Origin of the sequence: Desulforamulus aeronauticus DSM 10349, assembly GCF_900142375.1 — a bacterium.
GTDB lineage: Bacteria > Bacillota > Desulfotomaculia > Desulfotomaculales > Desulfotomaculaceae > Desulfotomaculum > Desulfotomaculum aeronauticum.
The window spans coordinates 14881-32029 of the sequence record NZ_FRAR01000035.1 but is presented as its reverse complement, the minus strand read 5'-3'; the positions used below and the strand labels follow the sequence as shown (position 1 = coordinate 32029).

Genomic DNA, 17149 nt, shown 5'->3' with positions numbered 1-17149 from the left:
CATATAACAGTAAAGATAGAGCTTGAGAAGATATTCCCGACGGTAAGGTTTTTGCCCCGCTTTAGTGCCCGAATACATCTGAAACCCCAATTCTTCCAGGGCCAAACTATCGACGTAAGCATCAATGACTCGGACAGGATTTTCTTCTGCTACAAAGTCGTCCAACGTATTTGGCAGTAAATGAATTTGATGTCTATCTTCACCCTCAATATATGGCATACGAGCTCATCTCCTTTGATATGGAGATTCGACAAAAGCCAGCCATTTTCATGCCCAAACGAAGACTTTTCAATAATTGTTAGACAGTCTGACGTGCAGTGTTGCTGTAATTCTGATAACCATCGAGCCTAATCCCCCCTTGGTGTCAGGGTATATTCTTAATAATTCCAATGCTTAGCCCTTGTTTTTTTATAAATTAACTGTACTTATTACAACATGACAACTCTCATTTTTCGATGTCTAATTTAGTAAAGATAAAAACCCCTAACAATAAAACCCTTTGGATAAGTAATTTTGTAAATAACTTTCATGATTGATTTCCCTATTTTAACACCTTTAAGTTTCAATTATATTTCGATTATTTCAGGAAGTCCGTACAATTTATGTGAGCAAACATTTTTTACTTCAATTGGTATTTCATAATTATATCGTCCTCTTAAAGCCATGCCACCATCAATTAAATCATGCCACGGTTCTTTTGAACTATATGCATTTATCAATAAAGCTGCTTCAATTCGTTCTCTTTTTCTTCTGTCAGCAATTTCACTGATGAATAATCTATAAGAAATCAGTTCTTTCTCAGCAAATTTTAATATGACATCTTTATTCTCTAAAAATGTATCTTGATGCTCTTTTGCATATTGCCAGCCATGCCATAATTCTTTTCTTAATCCATTTTTTGCAAATTCGACATCTAGCAAAGTATAGTTTCCTTTCTTATATTCACGTGTATGTTGAGCAAGTCTCCTTTTCATGGAGTTTGTTACACCAACTGAGCGCAAAATATAACCATCTAAATACTCGAATGTAAAAAGATAAATTCCTGCAATATCCGGAATAAGTTTGGATTCATTAATTTGCTCATACCCAATCCAAGAAAATGGTCCTTGCCATATTAAATCTTCTGTTTTAATCATAGAAGTATCTCTTATTCTATTAAAACTCCAAAATTTTGGTAGTGCATTTTTCATGTTCTTTCACATCCCCTTGTGAAATAACGAGTAATAAATGTCTACATTTATTCTATCTCCACAACCCCACGGATGTTATCTATACTATCTACTCAACCCTACTTCATTTTTCGGTTCTTTTTCTATCCTTAGATATGTTTCCACAAACGCAAAAACATAATTTAGTTTAGTAGTCGATTTAGATGCAATCCATCAAATACAGCAATACCAAGGTTTATGTCCTCGACATCAATACCACGCACTCCACATGCCCCGTCCAAGGAAACATATCCACCGGCTGCACCTGTATCGTTTGATAACCCAGGCTATCCAATATCCCCAAATCCCTTGCCAAAGTGGCCGGGTCGCAGGAGACATAGACTACTCTCGGTACACGAGCTTCTTGTATTGCCTGCAACACTTCTTTCTCGCAACCTTTTCTCGGCGGGTCGAGCACCAGCAGGTCTGGTCTCAATCCCTCAGACACCAAGTGGGGTAAAAGTTTCTCAACCATGCCGGTGTGGAATTCGGTATTGGTTATTCCGTTTAGCTCGGCGTTTTTTCTGGCATCTTCTACAGCGGCGGGTACTATTTCCATGCCGATCACTTGCTTGGCATGACCAGCCAGAAAGGTGGCAATGGTGCCGATACCGCAGTAGGCATCTACCACCGTTTCTTTATCTTCTAAACCCGCCATTTCCAGCACTTTGTTATATAAAACTTCCGTTTGCTGAGGATTTACTTGATAAAAGGAAGCTGCCGATATGTGAAATTGCAGACCATTTAGCTCATCTGTAATGAAGCTTTTTCCCACTAAAACACGGTCTTCCCTTCCCAGTATCACGCGGTCTGGACTGGTGTTAATATTTCGTACCACCGAGACAATCTCCGGGTGTCTCTGTACCAACGTTTCAGCCCATTCACTTTCCTTGGGCCACCTTTCTTCGGAGGTAACTATAACCACCATCATTTCACCGGTTTTAAAGCCTCGGCGAATGATAATGTGTCTGAGGAGACCAGTTTTAGTAGACCAATCGTAGACTGTTAGACCAGACTTATTAATTAACTGCTCTACGCTAGCCACCACTTGATTGATTTGTTGATCCACCAAAAGACACACTTGATCTCCTAATCCGGCGGCCAGTTCATAGCTACCCTCGGCAAAAAAGCCAAGTTTAATCTGCTTTCCTGCTTGCTTGAGTTGTAAATGAATCTTGTTACGATAGTGCCAAGGATGCTCCATGCCTAGGGTGGGCTGCACTGCAACATTCTGTATTTTGGCGATTCTTCTTAGGGCACTCTCCACTACAGATTTTTTGTGTGCCAGTTGTTCCTGGTAATCAAGGTGCTGCAATTGGCAGCCACCACACTGATGGGCAAAATGGCATGGGGGATTAATTCTTTGCTCAGCCTTGGTTAGAATAGCAAGGAGTTCTGCCCGGGCAAAGGACTTTTTTACTTGCATAAGCTTTGCTTTGACCCTTTCTCCGGTCAGGGCTCCCGGTACAAAAACAGCCATATCTTCATACCTGCCCACCCCTTCGCCACCGTGACCCAGACCATTTATTTGCAGTTCTATAATATCTCCGTTCCTGACGACTTTTTTCAAAATGTACACCTCTTCATCAATTTTCCCAGTCACCGATTGCTGCCAGCTTACATAAAGTAGGGTAGGAATATTTTACCTCTGGGAGTGTCTGTTATGGCTCAGTATAAGGTGATTCGGCAGACTCGTCAACTTCAGACCTCCGAACCCTGCAACTGCTACCAAAATGACCATGTGGATTTGGTGGTGGAAGGAGCTGGTATTCGTCTGTGCCGATTGTCTAACCTTAGTGTTCCCGCTGAGGTATCGGCCTATATTCCAAGGGTGGAGATTCGCCATCGACGCTATGAGAATGGTCAACTAATTTGCGAGGATGAACGTATCTATAATAGTATTACGATGGTCCATGCGCCCCGGCACCCATCCGAAAATCCATCGAATCCGCTGGAACTCAAGCCCCTGCCGCCTTCCATACCCGGTAATCAGACCGATAATCAGCCCATACTAGATCCGGCTCCGGCTGCTGATGACGTAAGTGAGAAAGCTGAAAAAAAGAACGATCAAGCAAACCTGAAGCCACCCACTCCTGGACTACAGCCCCCTCCGCCTAAAGTACCTACTGCTCCGGGCTTAGAGCAACCAGGAGCTGCCAAACCACCCGTTATTCCTTCACAACCAGAACTTCATCCTCCACCGGTTTCGCCGCGAGAAGCCAAACTTCCCTTTCTTCCCCAGCCCCTAAGAAAAGAGAGACCTTCTCAGCCGGTCATTACCATTAATAAAAAGCGGCTTGATCATCAGTAAGTGATGATAAGGGAATCCTGCTATACGGATTCCCTATATTACGTAAAAGATAAAGATAATTCAGACTATTATTTAAATAGTCTGAATTATCTTTATCTTTTTGCTAGTGTTTCTTTGCATTCTGACATTGTGCATTGCTTCACATTATGGTACCATTTCTTAAAGCTTTAGGCTAGTGGAGGTGTGTTGTATGGATTTTACTAATAAAAATGGCACTAGCTTATATAAACTCTACGAACTCGTAGTACTACAAAAGATCCGGGACGCTAAACCAAAGAAAAAGGCGAACGCTAGGTCTGGATTAGAGTTACATTGTGATGGATTTGGTCAGATGATTTATGCTTATTATCCGCAAAATATGAAACACTGGTAGTTTAAACACACAGAAAAACCCAGGGGGATAACCCTCTGGGTTCATTTTTTCTTAGAGATGCCCACATTCCGGACAGGTTACATCTCGTTTTACTTCTACTTCCATAAAGTTCATACCTAGAGCATCCATGGTGAGCATACGACCTACCAGCAAATCCCCTTGACCCAGCAGATATTTAACTGCTTCGGTGGCTTCTATGGTACCAATAATACCGGCCACAGAACCAAGAATTCCTACATCCAATGTAGTTTTGATCGCCTTATCACCGGGATCTTCCCGGAAGATACAACGGAAACAAGGTCCCTTACCCGGTAAAATGGTCATACACTGACCTACCATTGATAAAACGCCGCCATAGATAAAGGGCTTCCCTTCAGCCACACAGGCCTGATTAATTATAAAACGGGTAGCCAGATTATCAGTGGCATCCACCACTATATCATAAGTTCTCACTAATTCTCCCGCGTTTTCTTGATTAAATCGATCAGGATAGGTGATAACTTCAAGGTCGGGATTTAGTGTCAATAGTTTTTCACTGGCTGATTCCACCTTGAAACGACCGATATCCGGGGTGCTATGAAGAATCTGTCGCTGCAGATTGGAATAGTCCACGGTATCTGCATCGATAAGTCCCAAGCGTCCAATGCCCGCTGCCCCAAGATAGTACGCTACCGGGGAACCAAGCCCACCGGTTCCCACCACCAGCACCGAGGATTGCAACAATCTAAGCTGTCCCGCTTCCCCCACACCGGCTAGTTGGATGTTGCGGTGGTAGCGCTTTTTCTGTTCAACGGATAGTGTCTGGCGGGCACCTTGCTCGGCAGGCAACAGAAAACGCTGCTCGATAAGATCTGCCACACCTGTACTATTATTTAAATCAAAGAGCGGCACTCCATAATCCAAAGGTAAATCACTAACCAACGCCAGCAATTCCTCCTGAGGACAAACGGGCTGCTGGGAGATTGCCCCGCGGACTAGCTCAATCTTAGGTTGGGAACCAGTTTTAAAACCTTCCACGATGACAATATCCATGCCGGACATAAAAGGGATTATTTGCTCCAGGGAAAGTTCCCCTGTTAACTTTTTGACCAACCCCAAACCATCGGGAGTGGACATGGCCACCATCTCAGCCCCGGCCCGGGCGTGTCGCCAGGTATCCTTTCCCGACAGGTCAAATTCAAAGGTGCCCCGGTGATGCTTTACCGTACCTACCCGGTAACCCCGGTCATTTAATATTTGAATCAGTTTTTCCAGGAGGGTAGTTTTCCCGGAATTAGAACACCCCACTAAAGAAACCACCGGTGGTAAAATCTTATTTTGCCTGGATTTCAATAGAGTCCCCTACCTTTACTTGGCCACCTTCCAATACCCGGATAAAAATGCCTTCCTTGGGCATTACACAGTCCCCGGCTTGATAATAAATGGCACAGCGGGTGTGACATTCCTTGCCAATCTGAGTTACCTCCCCTAAGGCCTGTTCCCCTATTTTTAACTTTGTTCCTACGGGTAAGGAAACCAGATCAATTCCTTCGGTGGTGAGATTTTCGGCAAAATCCCCGGGTTTAACATCCAGACCCATTTTTTGCATTTTCTCAATGCTCTCCAATGCCAGCAAGCTAACCTGACGATGCCAATCACCTACGTGAGCATCCCCCTGGATACCATGCTCTATGACTAACGTACCTTCGCCTACGTTTTTCTTTCGCATACCCTTCTTCGGACTGGTACAAACAGCTACTATTTTTCCCATGTTTTTTCTCCCTCTCGTGCAAAATCGCCGCTTTTGCCGCCGCTCTTATGGACTAACCGAATATTTTGGATCACCATAGACTTGTCCACTGCTTTGCACATATCATAAATAGTCAGTGCTGCAACACTGACAGCCGTCAATGCTTCCATCTCTACCCCGGTTTTACCCCCGGTTTTTACAATTCCCTGAATTTCTACCCGGTCTGGCGGGGCAAGTATAAAGTCAATGGTTACTCCCGTAATCATGATGGGATGCGCCATCGGGATCAGATTAGGCGTAGCCTTGGCAGCCATAATACCCGCCACCCGAGCTACTCCTAAGACATCGCCTTTGGCCATCCCCCCCTGTTTAATTAGCTCCAAGGTTTCCGGGGACATCAGTACCTCTCCCCTCACCTCAGCTACTCTATGGGTTTCTTGCTTCTCGGTAATATCCACCATGCGGGCATTGCCCTGGGCATCGAAGTGTGTCAACTGGGACAAGGTTCTTATCCTCCTATCTGGCTCATGACCCTGCGGTCTGTCCAACCCTCTTCCATATGATGTTGGCTAGGTTTATGACGAATTGCTTTGGCTATTAAATCCGCCAGTTCCTCCCTGCTGGCACCCGATCTCAGGGGTGTCTTTAAATCAAACTCCTGATTGCCATACAGACAGGGGCGCAGCTGACCATTGGCTGTCAATCGTAACCGATTACAGCTATTGCAGAAATGATTACTCATGGCCGTAATAACACCAATGGTTCCTTTGGCGCCGGGAAGTCGGTAATATTTCGCCGGTCCACTACCGGTTACTTTCATTTCTGTTTCCAGCGTACCAAATTCCTCCTGCAAACGCTGCATAATTTCTGCTGCAGCAACAAAATTACCCTCCGCCCAGGGGTTGCATTCCCCGATAGGCATTAATTCAATAAACCGGATATGCAGCGGCAACTCTTTCGTTAACCGTGCAAAATCTCCAAACTCTTGATCGTTAACTCCCCGCACCGCCACCACATTGAATTTCACTGGATGTAGATTAAGTTCCAGGGCTTTATTAATGCCCCGCCACACATCGTGAAAATTCCCTACCCGGGTAATATCCCGGAAATTGTCCGGGTTTAGGCTGTCCAGACTAAAATTAACCCTGTTTAAGCCTGATTTTTTTAAATTTTCAGCCATATCGGCAAACAGCACGCCGTTGGTAGTTAGGGAGATATCATCAATGAGAGGATTGGCCGAAATATATTGAAAAAGATCCAAAATGTTTTTCCTAACTAAAGGTTCTCCACCTGTAATACGCACCTTCGTGATACCAATATCCGAAGCTGCATCGACCACTCGGCTGATTTCCTCTAGACTTAGTATTTCCCAGTGGGGAGTAAACTTCACACCTTCCGGGGGCATGCAATACACACAGCGAAAGTTACAGCGATCGGTAACCGAAATTCGTAGATAATCAATCTGTCTCTTGAAATTGTCAATCATTCCTTTACCCCCTCGGTTAAGAAATGTGTTTCATAGGTATCCATTGTAGCAAGCGAACAACCACCTGGTTGCTGGGATTCTGATAGATTTCCTCTGGTGTCCCGGTTTGAATAACTCTTCCCTGATCTAATACCGACAATCGATGCGCCAGATGCGGTATTTCTGCATAGTCATGGGTAACAAATAATGTAGCAATTTTTGTGCCATGCAGCAAGCCGGCGATATCTAGCAGCAATTGCCCCCGGGTAGGGCTGTCCAGCCCGGTAAAGGGCTCATCCAAAAATAAGACCTCCGGCTGTAATGCTAACGCCCGGGCAATACTCACTCTCTGGGCTTCACCGCCGGAGAGAAAGCGCACCGGGCCATCGGCTAGGTGTGATATGCCTAGCTTTTCCAGCCATAGATTTACCCGTCCCTCTATTTCTTGCTTAGCTAATTTTCTTATGCGAAGTCCCATAGCAATATTTTGCCGAACGGTCATGTCCAAAAGTAGCGGCTGTTGAAACACAAAAGCCATTCGATGCCGCAGCTCTCTCAGATTTTTTTTGTTGGCTATTTTCCCCTGAAAAACAACTCTGCCAGAGGTGGGCTGTTGTAACAAGGCTAGTATTTGCATCAGAGAAGTTTTTCCTGCACCGTTCACGCCGATGAGAGCCGTTACTTCTCCCTCATTTAAGGAAAAATGATCTATATCCAAAATGGTGCGGCCATTTTTAATAAACGTAATATCCTCTGCCACTAAGATTGACAACCTACGGACACCTCCCCCGTTGTTGGGCTATGGTTAAAACTGCCGTTACAGTAAAGGCTAGAAGTAATAAAATAAGGCTTAAAGCCATGCCTAGCTCCTGTTGCCCTTTATTCACCGCCAGCACTGTTGCTGTGGTCAGTGCCCGGGTGTAACCAACTAAATTGCCGCCTACCATCATTGAGGCTCCTACCTCCGATACTGCGCCGCCAAAACCGGCCATTACCGCCGCCAGCAGACCCAGCCGAGCTTCCCTGGCCATTAACCACAATAATTGCCACCTAGAAGCACCCAAGGACAAGATTTGTAGTCTTAATTTAGGATGCAGCTGTTGAAAGGCGGCCAGGGTAAAGCCTGTGACAATGGGAAAGGCGATAATACCCTGCGCAATAATCATAGCTGTCGGTGTATAAAGCAACCCTAGGATTCCTAAGGGGCCATACCGACTCAAGAGAATCCATACCATTAAGCCTACCACTACCGGTGGTAAACCCATACCAAAATTCACAACACTGACCATAAAATTTCTTCCAGGGAAGGAAGTCAGGGCCAGGAAAAAGCCCATCGGTACACCTATAAACACAGCAATGAGAGTGGCCGTACCGGAAACCTTCAAGGTTAATAAAGCAATTTCGATAATTTCTTTGTCCCCTGCTAAAAGAAGTTGGATCGCAATGATTAACCCTTGCCAAAATACTTCCACTAACTAACTCACCGCCATTATGTTTAATAAAGCATAACGTACCTTTGAGGTTGGGCAGAGGGATTTCCCCTGCCCCTGACTTCCCTAATATAGTTAGCCGCCGCCAACTGGCGGAAACAGAGCAACTCGGTCACCATCTTGTAAAACGGTGTCTAAGGATTTATGCAGTCCGTTGACCAGAGAGCTAAAAACCTCTTGCTCGGGAATTTTATATTGCTCTATAAGTTCCCGAATGGTCGTGCCTTCAGCCAACTCCAGTTTAATTAGTTCCCCGTAACGGGTCCCGGTATATTTTTCCAGGCCTGTATATACCCTTAACTCAATCGACATGTCCAGGTCACCTCGTAGTTCATTATACTACAAATAGTCTGGCAACAATCTAGAAATTAAATACTGTGTCTAATTCCTCATCACTAATATCAAATGTGGTGCCATGAGGAGCCAGCTTATTGGTATAGAAGAACTCCGGCAGACGATCATCAGCCTTGGTGAAACCCGCCTTAGCGTTAAACTCACGTTCAACTTTCAGGATGCTCTGACCAAGTTCTACTACGTTATCAACCGTTAAGCTTAGGCCATACTGAGCATTCAACATTTCTACAACGGTAGGTAGACCTTCGGGATTATCCAGTACAGCAAAGGCTACGAACAGGCAAAGTCCGGTAGCATCTACAGCTGCAGTGGCAATCTGTAGGTTTCTGGATAGATCCACCTGACCTTCAGCTTTGGTGGGATCTACAAAGCCGCCTACTTTCAGAATGTTAGAGGTTACAGCATAACCGGCAGTATGGTCGCCGCCCATGGGGGTGGTGGCATAAGTAACACCGTTACCTTTGCAGGATCTGGGATCGTAAGCAGGAATTCCTTGACCCTTTACGGCAGGAACGCGGGTTACACCATAGGCTTTCCCAACAAATACAGAACCGTTACCTAAAATACGGCCAGCGGGAGTACCTTGGCCTACTTCTTCCAGGGCCTTGATAGCTGCTGCTGCATCACCAAAGGGTATGACACCGGCATCCATCAGAACGCCTAAAGCAACACCCATTTCAATGGTATCCAGACCGATATCGTTGCACAGGTAGTTCAGTTTAGCCACAACATCCAGATCACTGATTTCTAAGTTAGGACCAAAGCACCAGGCGGTTTCATACTCGATGGGGGAGCATACTTTACCGTCGGGCATCGGATAAACGTTCGAGCAACGCATTACGCAACCAGGGTGACAAGCGTGGGTAGCTTTACCACCACGGGCCTTGGCCACTTCAGCCAGAGTTTCACCGCCTACGTTATTGGCAAGATCAAAACGGCCGTTGTTGCTAAAGTTACGCACAGGCAGCGTGCCAGCCTCGTTAATAATATTCATCAGAACGTTGGTACCAAAGGCCGGTAAACCTTCACCGCAAACAGGGTGATCCATCAGGATCTTGGCAAATTTCTTAGCTGCTGCGGAGAAACGTTCTTTATCCTTAACAGGCACGTCAAAGGTTTTCGGCGCATCCACCACAATAGCCTTTAAGCCTTTGGAACCCATCACGGCACCCAAACCACCACGACCTGCATAACGGCTGGAGTTCCCGTCGCTATCGTTATTGGTAACACCGGCACCGGCTAATAGCATTTCGCCAGCGGGACCAATGGTGATAACACCCACTTTTTTGCCATAGCGCTCAAGTAGAATTTCAGTTACTTCATAGGTACCTTTACCCGCCAAGTCATCTGCAGGTAGAATTTCGGCACCTTCAGGAGATATCTTGACCATCCAGAAACCCTTTTCCTTCGGGAGTCCTTCTACAACAATGGCTTTGATATCCAAGTTGGCAATCTTCTGTGAGCAGATACCGCCGGCATTAGATTCCTTGATACCGCCGGTTAAGGGGCTTTTCGCACCTACGGACAAACGGCCGGAAGAAGGTGCATTGGTACCAGATAATAAACCAGGGGCGATCACTATTTTGTTAAACTCGCCCAGGGGATGGCAGGTAGCGGGAACTTCATCCAAAACAAATTGTGAAGTCAGTGCCCGTCCACCAAGAGGCAGATACTTTTCAGGACATTCTTCCCATTTCAGCTGTTGGTTGGTCATGTCAATTCTTAAAAACTTAGGCATGTTATCCCTCCTTGATTTGATAGTCAACAAAAACTTCGACTACAAAATAATTTGATAAAACCTTTAAATATTCCTGCTGTTTTTATATATTTGTAATACTTTTAGCATTCCCCCTTATTCCGAATATTTTTAAAAAGCATAATGAACTCTCATTATGCAAAATATGTACCTAGCTAATCTACCTCTATAAAGAAGCAATTGTTTCATAAAAACACACGTATCGTTCTAAAGCGGCACAAGTGTACCAAAACACTTCAATGATAACAGTATATCACGGGTGGATTTGCCTACTAAATTGGGACTCGATATTGCTACTCTTTTTCTTTAGAATAGTATAAAAAGGAGTGATCGGCTTTGGGTACCATCGAATTACGGGGTTTTGCGAAACTCCATCATGTTTTCAAAGAAAAGGGTCTCGGCTTTCCCGACTATTTTGAGGTAAATGATGGCTTGACCGGCAAGCAGTTAATCCAGGCATTAGAACTTAATCCTGAAGATGTTGAAGCTGTTATGGTCAATGGTACCGTCTGTAGTATGAAACAGTTAATCAAACCCGGGGACAGAGTAGCCATTTTACCTCCGGGAACTCCGGGACCCTATCGGGTTATTTTGGGAATCGTGGGTAAGGAAGCATAGGGTAGGTAAAAAAGTATGGGACTCTATTTCCATACTTTTTTATTTCTTAAAGAATATTGATGTTATATTCCTTGGCTTTACGATAAAGAGTATTTCTGCCGATCCCTAGCACACGGGCAGTCATACTGACATTGCCGTTAAAAAAATCGAGGGTTTCTTTAATGGCCCGCGCTTCCATCTCTTGCATGGAAATCGGAAATGCCGTGGTTAATCCTTTTTGAGCCATCACCCGGTGTAAAGCACGGTACAGGTCCTCTACCTGTAGATATAAATCAACTAACTTCTCATCAGCCAGCCCCCCAAGGTCCTCCACTTGGACGTTTAGTAACTCCGCATTGGGGCTACCCGCTGGTTGCTGTTCGCTACTATCTGCCTTGACAATGTCTAGCGGTTGGCCGTTAAATTTTCCGGCCAGATGTTCCGGCAAGATCGTATTCCCTTCACACAAAGCCAGAGCCTGTTCCACTGAATTGGCTAACTCACGGATATTGCCAGGCCAGTGATAGTTCAACATGGCTTCCATACAGGAGGTAGAAAAAACTGGCATCGGACCAGCATTCCGATCAAGAAAACGCTGCATAAAATACTCCACCAAGTGGGGAATATCTTCTTTTCTTTCTCGAAGTGGGGGCAATTCTAGCCGAATTACATCTAAGCGGTAGAACAAATCCTCTCGGAAAGCTTTTTGGCTTACTGCTTCTTCTAAATTTACGTTGGTAGCAGCAATGATTCTAACGTTGGTCTTAACCGGTTTTTCGCCACCTACCCGTAAAAATTCACCCGTTTCCAACACTCGCAGTAATTTTACTTGTATCGCCAAACTGGCTTCTCCAATTTCATCTAAAAACAAGGTTCCATTATTAGCTAATTCAAAAATTCCCTTTCTTTGTACACTGGCTCCTGTAAAGGAGCCTCTTTCATGTCCAAATAACTCACTTTCCAAGAGGTTTTCTGGCAGTGCTCCGCAGTTGATAGCTAAAAAGGGGTTGTCTCTGCGATGGCTGGCGGCATGAACAAACTTGGCCAGCACTTCTTTCCCGGTACCCGTTTCGCCATGAATTAAAACGTTAATATCTTTGGTCGCTATACGCTCTGCAATGGATACCAGGCTAGTCATCTGGGGGGTTTGGCCCACCTGAAAACCAATTTCCTCAGCCACCTTAGACCAGCTATAGGTCTTTCCCGGTTGTCCCAGGGTCTTACTAAAGGAAAACGCTTTTTCAATGAGTTGTTCCACCAAGGCAATATCATCAAAGGGTTTTTCTATATAATCAAAAGCACCGTATTGAATTGCCTTAACAGCGGTACGAGTGGTGCTGTATCCAGTCATAATAATCACTTCACACTGGGGCTGTTTTTTCTTTATATGCTGCAATAGGTTGAGTCCGTCGGCATCCGGAAGTTTTAAATCAACCATAGCCACATCAAATGCTTCCCGCTCAATTAATTCATGAGCCTGGGCTCCGGAATTGGCTACACCAATATGGTATCCTTTTCTACGTAACAGTCTGCTAAAGAAAGTTCCTACATGCTGCTCATCATCAATGATTAAGATTCCTGGCATGTTATCACCCATTCGCTCTCACCTCCGGAACTTTTAGTGGTAACTTGAATTTAAAGGTACTGCCAACCCCTGGCTGACTTTCTACTTCCAGAGTGCCTCCATGGGATTGGGCAATTCCTAAGCTAACAGAAAGCCCCAATCCAGTTCCTTTACTGGCTTCTTTACTGGTGTAAAAAGGGTTAAATATTTTGGTTAAACAATCTGGCCGGATACCACAGCCATTATCCTTAACGGTAATTATCGCCCAGTGATCCTGCACCGCAGTGGTTATGCCAATTACTTTTTCCCCATCCCGTTCCTCCAGCGCATCCCTGGCATTTAACAGTAGGTTAATGACTACTTGTTGTAACTGATGTCCATTAGCCATCACGATGGGTAACGCAGGATCTAATCCTTTGATAATTTGAATGTTGTTCCGATTAATTTGATAATGAATTAAGCTTAAAACCTTTTCTACCTGATCGTTGATATTGGTTTCTTTCAAGGAAAATTGACCCTGTCGGGAAAAGGATAGCAGGTTTTGAATAATTTTTTTACACCGCATACCACAGGAAATAATATCATCCAGCCATTCCGACCGGGGATCATCATTTCCTAGATCACGTTGCATCATCTGGGCTGTACCGATAATAACGGTCATTGGACTATTCAATTCATGGGCTACCCCGGCCGCCATCTCACCAATGGCTACCAGTTTCGTTGAATGCATTAATTGAGCTTCCATTTTGACCTTTTCAGTCACATCTTTTAAATGAAGGATTACTGCGTAGATCTCCCCAGTGGAATCCACCATGGGATAATAAAAGGCGTCAAAAATAGCACCTTCATTTTGAATTTGGCAGTAAACTCCCCGCCCCGTCTGATGGACCTCATGAAGAGAGCAATTTTCACAGGGAGCGGTACGGTTCCAGAGAATCCGGTAGCATTTTTGTCTATCGCCAAATTCCTCAGTGATCAATGCCAGTTCCTGGTTTCGGAGGTTATGCCTTAAAATATGATGATTTTTGTCAATTAGAAAGATGGGGTCCGGCACCGCCGTAAAGGTAGCCTCCCATTCTTGTTTTCCTTTGGAAACCTCTTTGTATAGTCTAGCATTCTCAATACAAATAACCAATTGATCCGCCAATTGTTCTATAAAGTTTAGCTCGGAGTTACCATAGGTAAAGGCTTGATTATCTCCGACAATCAGCACCCCAATAACCCTTTGACGTACCAGCAAGGGCACCATGGCCATAGATTTAAGACCCCAGCTTTCCACCGGGTCCTGTTCATCTACCAGCGAGCAGATGTGCTCCGGCCGGGTATTTACGTTATACAGTAACCGTTGACAGCCGGTATAGGACTGCCACAGCACGGAAGTTTTGGGTAGAGCCTGTCCCAAACTGGCATTCACAGGAATAGCTGCCGTCATCACTAAACAATCCCCCTCAGCTAGCGCTAAGCCCAAAAAACTGCAGGGGACCGCCTGAGGTAATCGATTGTAAACCCTTTCGACAATATCCGATAGGGACATATCAATGTTAATATCTTTAATTAACTGGTGTAATATTTCCAAACGATTGATCTGAATCTTGATCTGCTCGTTGGAACGTTGAACTTCTAAATAATAATTGAGTTTAGAAGAGTTTACACCGGTAAGATTTTGTATGATAGAGAGTTTATCATCAAACATGTTGTTCCCCCTTCTTACAGGGCTCTTCTGTACAAATCCTCAATTTCAGCCGCGCTGGTATCCCTGGGGTTGGTTACCAAGCAGGCATCTTTCAAGGCATTTTGACTTAGTTTTTGAACATGTTCCTCCCGCATCCCCACTTCCGAAAGCCTCTGGGGGATACCAATATCTCTAAACAATTTCCTTACGGCTACAATACCCCGCTCGGCTGCTTTCCATTTACCCAAACCGGTGGTTTGTACACCAAGGGCCTCCGCAATATTAGCAAATTTTTCCCCACAGGAAATCATATTAAATTCCATTACATAGGGCATTAAAATACCGTTGGTCTCGCCATGGTGTAAATCTAACAATCCGTCCACCTGGTGCGTCATGGCATGGGTCGCTCCTAAAATGGCATTGGAGAAGGCTAGGCCGGCCTGCAGGCTAGCCATGGCCATAGCTGATTTAGCTTCCAAATTGGTTCGGCAAGCCACTGATTCCCTTAAATTAGAAGCAATCAGACGCATAGCTGCCAAAGCGTGAACATCTGTTAGAGCGGTGGCAGCCAAGGATACATAAGCCTCAATGGCATGACTAAGGGCATCCACTCCAGTGGCAGCGGTTAATCTGGCACTTTTGGTCTGCAACAACAACGGGTCAACAATGGCGATATCCGGAATTAGAGATTTCGAGATAATGGCCATTTTTACTTGACGTTTTTTCTCGACAATCATCGAAAACTGAGATACCTCAGCGCCGGAGCCACCGGTGCTGGAGACAATTACCATGGGGGGCAACGGGGAAGTAATTTTATTCACTCCCTCATAATCCTTAATCTGCCCACCGTTGGTTGCCAAAATAGCAATAGCCTTAGCCACATCGATGGGACTACCACCCCCTACGGCAATAATACCATCACAACCACTTTCTAAATATTGCCCTGCCGCAACAGCCACTTCGGTGTCCTTTGGGTTAGTGGTTAAGTCGTACCAAACGCAGGAATCAATTCCTAGTTCCTTTAAATAGGCCAGGGCTTTATCGACCCAGCCAGCCTCCATAACGCCCCGATCACTCACTAAAAAAGCCTTTGTAATCCCAATACGATAGGCGCTCTCGCCAACCTGACTAAGGGCTCCCAGGCCAAAAATCACTTCGGGAGCCACAAATTTACTAATATGTAAAAGATTATTTTCAGGCATAATAAAGTCCCTCCTAGATCAATAAACCAAGGACTATCTCATAAGTACTTCTTATACTTTCTTTAATAGAGATTTTATATTTTCTGAAAGTATAAATATTCTCCAAAAACACTTTGAATACCTTCTTATAGATAAAAAACAGGTGGACCCAAGATCCACCTGTTAAAACAAAATATAGTAAGGGGTTTTATGATGGTATAGATTACAGAGCAGCCTTGAAGATATTGATCACATCTTCTAAAGTGGCTTTTCTTGGGTTGGTAAAGCTGCAAGCATCCTTCATAGCATTTTCAGCCATGATCTTCAGATCTGCTTCCTTAACACCCAGTTCCGTTAAGCCGGCGGGAATACCTACATCGGCAGACAGCTTCCGAATGGCAGCCAGGGCTTTGTCAGCGGCTTCTCTGACAGATAGTCCTGTTACATTTTCACCCATGGCAACGGCAATATCTACAAAACGATCGGGGCAGGCAATCAGGTTAAAGGATTCCACATGAGGCAGCAGGATGGCGTTGCAGACACCGTGAGGCAGATTGTAGAAACCACCCAACTGGTGAGCCATGGCGTGAACATAACCCAGAGAAGCATTGTTAAAGGCCATACCAGCTAAGAATTCAGCATACGCCATTTTATCACGGGCTTCCATGTTTTCGCCGTTAGCCACAGCATTACGCAGATTGCCGGCAATCAGTTTCATCGCCATTAAAGCTGCAGAATCGGTTACAGGAGTAGCAATGGTGGATACATAAGCTTCCACGGCGTGGGTTAGTGCATCCATACCAGTGGCAGCGGTAAGAGAAGGAGGCATACCAACCATTAACAGCGGATCGTTGATGGCTACATTCGGGGTGCAACGCCAGTCAACAATAGCCATTTTAACATGATTGCTGGTATTCGTAATAATGCAGAAACGGGTCATTTCAGAAGCAGTACCGGCGGTGGTGTTTACAGCAATGAAAGGAGGCATCGGCTTAGTGGTCTTGTTGATGCCTTCACAGTCACGAATGTGACCGCCGTTGGTAGCGACCATGCCAATACCCTTCGCACAGTCGTGGGAACTGCCGCCACCCAGGGAGATAATCATGTCAGCGCCGCACTCTTGATATACTTTTAATCCATCATGTACGTTTACATCGGTAGGATTGGGCTCTGCACCTGCATATATGGTAACTTTTACTCCATCAGCTTCCAGCATGGCTTTGATGTCATCAGCCATACCGCCGGAACGCCCTAAGAAAGCATCGGTTACAATTAATACATTGGTACCACCAAGGGTTTTTACTTGAGCAGGGATTTCCTTGTGAGCACCTACACCCATCAAGTTAACTGTAGGAATAAAATAACCATAAACTTGTTCGCCGAGTGCCATTACTAAACTCCTCCTTAGATAATTTATTTAGTGTGGGGAAATTCCCCTCGTTGACTGCT

The 17149-nt window shown here is 45.0% G+C and carries 18 protein-coding genes; 3 read left to right on the top strand and 15 right to left on the bottom strand.

Annotated elements, in window-relative coordinates:
• The 3 genes from BUA78_RS18475 to rlmD form a co-directional block, all read right to left on the bottom strand.
• Positions 1–219, bottom strand: a 219-nt coding sequence (locus BUA78_RS18475) for a transposase (RefSeq protein ID WP_476580466.1), incomplete at its 3' end; no start/stop codon positions are given.
• Positions 220–566: 347 nt separating this feature from the next.
• Positions 567–1190 carry a hypothetical protein gene (locus BUA78_RS18470; RefSeq protein ID WP_139257455.1) on the bottom strand — a complete coding sequence of 208 codons (624 nt, stop codon included), beginning with the start codon at positions 1188–1190 and terminating at the stop codon, positions 567–569.
• 214 nt (positions 1191–1404) lie between these two features.
• Positions 1405–2778 carry a 23S rRNA (uracil(1939)-C(5))-methyltransferase RlmD gene (rlmD, locus tag BUA78_RS18465; protein ID WP_072917512.1) on the bottom strand — a complete coding sequence of 458 codons (1374 nt, stop codon included), beginning with the start codon at positions 2776–2778 and terminating at the stop codon, positions 1405–1407.
• 93 nt (positions 2779–2871) lie between these two features.
• Between rlmD and BUA78_RS18460 the strand changes: the two genes are divergently transcribed.
• On the top strand, positions 2872–3519 hold the full coding sequence (locus BUA78_RS18460; RefSeq protein WP_072917510.1) for a hypothetical protein: 648 nt from the start codon (positions 2872–2874) through the stop codon (positions 3517–3519).
• Between the two features lie 190 nt (positions 3520–3709).
• Complete coding sequence (locus tag BUA78_RS18455) at positions 3710–3892, top strand: hypothetical protein (RefSeq protein ID WP_072917508.1); 183 nt, start codon at positions 3710–3712, stop codon at positions 3890–3892.
• Positions 3893–3943: 51 nt separating this feature from the next.
• Here BUA78_RS18455 and mobB read toward each other — a convergent pair whose 3' ends face one another.
• The 8 genes from mobB to BUA78_RS18415 all read right to left on the bottom strand — a co-directional run bounded on the left by mobB (position 3944) and on the right by BUA78_RS18415 (position 10668).
• On the bottom strand, positions 3944–5224 hold the full coding sequence (gene mobB / locus BUA78_RS18450) for a molybdopterin-guanine dinucleotide biosynthesis protein B (protein WP_238456873.1): 1281 nt from the start codon (positions 5222–5224) through the stop codon (positions 3944–3946).
• A complete protein-coding gene (locus BUA78_RS18445; RefSeq protein WP_072917506.1) occupies positions 5205–5642 on the bottom strand; it encodes an MOSC domain-containing protein in 438 nt (145 codons plus the stop codon). The genes mobB and BUA78_RS18445 overlap by 20 nt, the downstream gene beginning before the upstream one ends.
• On the bottom strand, positions 5630–6124 hold the full coding sequence (gene moaC / locus BUA78_RS18440) for a cyclic pyranopterin monophosphate synthase MoaC (RefSeq protein WP_072917503.1): 495 nt from the start codon (positions 6122–6124) through the stop codon (positions 5630–5632). Before moaC ends, BUA78_RS18445 begins: the two co-directional genes overlap by 13 nt.
• A 5-nt stretch (positions 6125–6129) precedes the next feature.
• Entirely contained in the window at positions 6130–7107 is a 978-nt protein-coding gene (gene moaA / locus BUA78_RS18435) for a GTP 3',8-cyclase MoaA (RefSeq protein ID WP_072917501.1), read from the bottom strand.
• Positions 7108–7123: 16 nt separating this feature from the next.
• The gene (locus tag BUA78_RS18430; RefSeq protein ID WP_072917498.1) at positions 7124–7858 is read right to left on the bottom strand and encodes an energy-coupling factor ABC transporter ATP-binding protein; all 735 of its coding nucleotides are present in this window, start codon (positions 7856–7858) and stop codon (positions 7124–7126) included.
• 1 nt (position 7859) lies between these two features.
• Positions 7860–8558, bottom strand: a complete 699-nt coding sequence (locus BUA78_RS18425; protein WP_072917496.1) for an ABC transporter permease — start codon at positions 8556–8558, stop codon at positions 7860–7862.
• Between the two features lie 93 nt (positions 8559–8651).
• A complete protein-coding gene (locus tag BUA78_RS18420) occupies positions 8652–8888 on the bottom strand; it encodes a MoaD/ThiS family protein (RefSeq protein WP_072917494.1) in 237 nt (78 codons plus the stop codon).
• Positions 8889–8937: 49 nt separating this feature from the next.
• Positions 8938–10668, bottom strand: a complete 1731-nt coding sequence (locus tag BUA78_RS18415; RefSeq protein WP_072917491.1) for an aldehyde ferredoxin oxidoreductase family protein — start codon at positions 10666–10668, stop codon at positions 8938–8940.
• Positions 10669–11022: 354 nt separating this feature from the next.
• Between BUA78_RS18415 and BUA78_RS18410 the strand changes: the two genes are divergently transcribed.
• Positions 11023–11304, top strand: a complete 282-nt coding sequence (locus tag BUA78_RS18410) for a MoaD/ThiS family protein (RefSeq protein WP_072917489.1) — start codon at positions 11023–11025, stop codon at positions 11302–11304.
• Positions 11305–11350: 46 nt separating this feature from the next.
• Here the strand turns inward: BUA78_RS18410 and BUA78_RS18405 are convergent, their stop codons facing one another.
• From BUA78_RS18405 to BUA78_RS18390, 4 genes are all read right to left on the bottom strand, one after another.
• Complete coding sequence (locus tag BUA78_RS18405) at positions 11351–12880, bottom strand: sigma-54-dependent transcriptional regulator (protein WP_072917486.1); 1530 nt, start codon at positions 12878–12880, stop codon at positions 11351–11353.
• Positions 12873–14540, bottom strand: coding sequence for a GAF domain-containing sensor histidine kinase (locus BUA78_RS18400; RefSeq protein WP_139257454.1), 1668 nt, complete (start codon positions 14538–14540; stop codon positions 12873–12875). Before BUA78_RS18400 ends, BUA78_RS18405 begins: the two co-directional genes overlap by 8 nt.
• Positions 14541–14554: 14 nt before the next feature.
• Positions 14555–15721 carry an iron-containing alcohol dehydrogenase gene (locus tag BUA78_RS18395; protein ID WP_072917484.1) on the bottom strand — a complete coding sequence of 389 codons (1167 nt, stop codon included), beginning with the start codon at positions 15719–15721 and terminating at the stop codon, positions 14555–14557.
• Between the two features lie 202 nt (positions 15722–15923).
• The gene (locus tag BUA78_RS18390; RefSeq protein ID WP_072917481.1) at positions 15924–17090 is read right to left on the bottom strand and encodes an iron-containing alcohol dehydrogenase; all 1167 of its coding nucleotides are present in this window, start codon (positions 17088–17090) and stop codon (positions 15924–15926) included.
• Positions 17091–17149: the final 59 nt, after the last annotated feature.

What these genes read in the sequence shown, in the direction of transcription:
- BUA78_RS18405 (WP_072917486.1), bottom strand. Translation starts at nt 12,880, where the DNA reads ATGGGTGATAACATGCCAGGAATCTTAATCATTGATGATGAGCAGCAT.
- BUA78_RS18460 (WP_072917510.1), top strand. Translation starts at nt 2,872, where the DNA reads ATGGCTCAGTATAAGGTGATTCGGCAGACTCGTCAACTTCAGACCTCC.
- BUA78_RS18395 (WP_072917484.1), bottom strand. Translation starts at nt 15,721, where the DNA reads ATGCCTGAAAATAATCTTTTACATATTAGTAAATTTGTGGCTCCCGAA.
- BUA78_RS18390 (WP_072917481.1), bottom strand. Translation starts at nt 17,090, where the DNA reads ATGGCACTCGGCGAACAAGTTTATGGTTATTTTATTCCTACAGTTAAC.
- moaA (WP_072917501.1), bottom strand. Translation starts at nt 7,107, where the DNA reads ATGATTGACAATTTCAAGAGACAGATTGATTATCTACGAATTTCGGTT.
- BUA78_RS18415 (WP_072917491.1), bottom strand. Translation starts at nt 10,668, where the DNA reads ATGCCTAAGTTTTTAAGAATTGACATGACCAACCAACAGCTGAAATGG.
- BUA78_RS18420 (WP_072917494.1), bottom strand. Translation starts at nt 8,888, where the DNA reads ATGTCGATTGAGTTAAGGGTATATACAGGCCTGGAAAAATATACCGGG.
- BUA78_RS18400 (WP_139257454.1), bottom strand. Translation starts at nt 14,540, where the DNA reads ATGTTTGATGATAAACTCTCTATCATACAAAATCTTACCGGTGTAAAC.
- BUA78_RS18455 (WP_072917508.1), top strand. Translation starts at nt 3,710, where the DNA reads ATGGATTTTACTAATAAAAATGGCACTAGCTTATATAAACTCTACGAA.
- BUA78_RS18445 (WP_072917506.1), bottom strand. Translation starts at nt 5,642, where the DNA reads ATGGGAAAAATAGTAGCTGTTTGTACCAGTCCGAAGAAGGGTATGCGA.
- BUA78_RS18470 (WP_139257455.1), bottom strand. Translation starts at nt 1,190, where the DNA reads ATGAAAAATGCACTACCAAAATTTTGGAGTTTTAATAGAATAAGAGAT.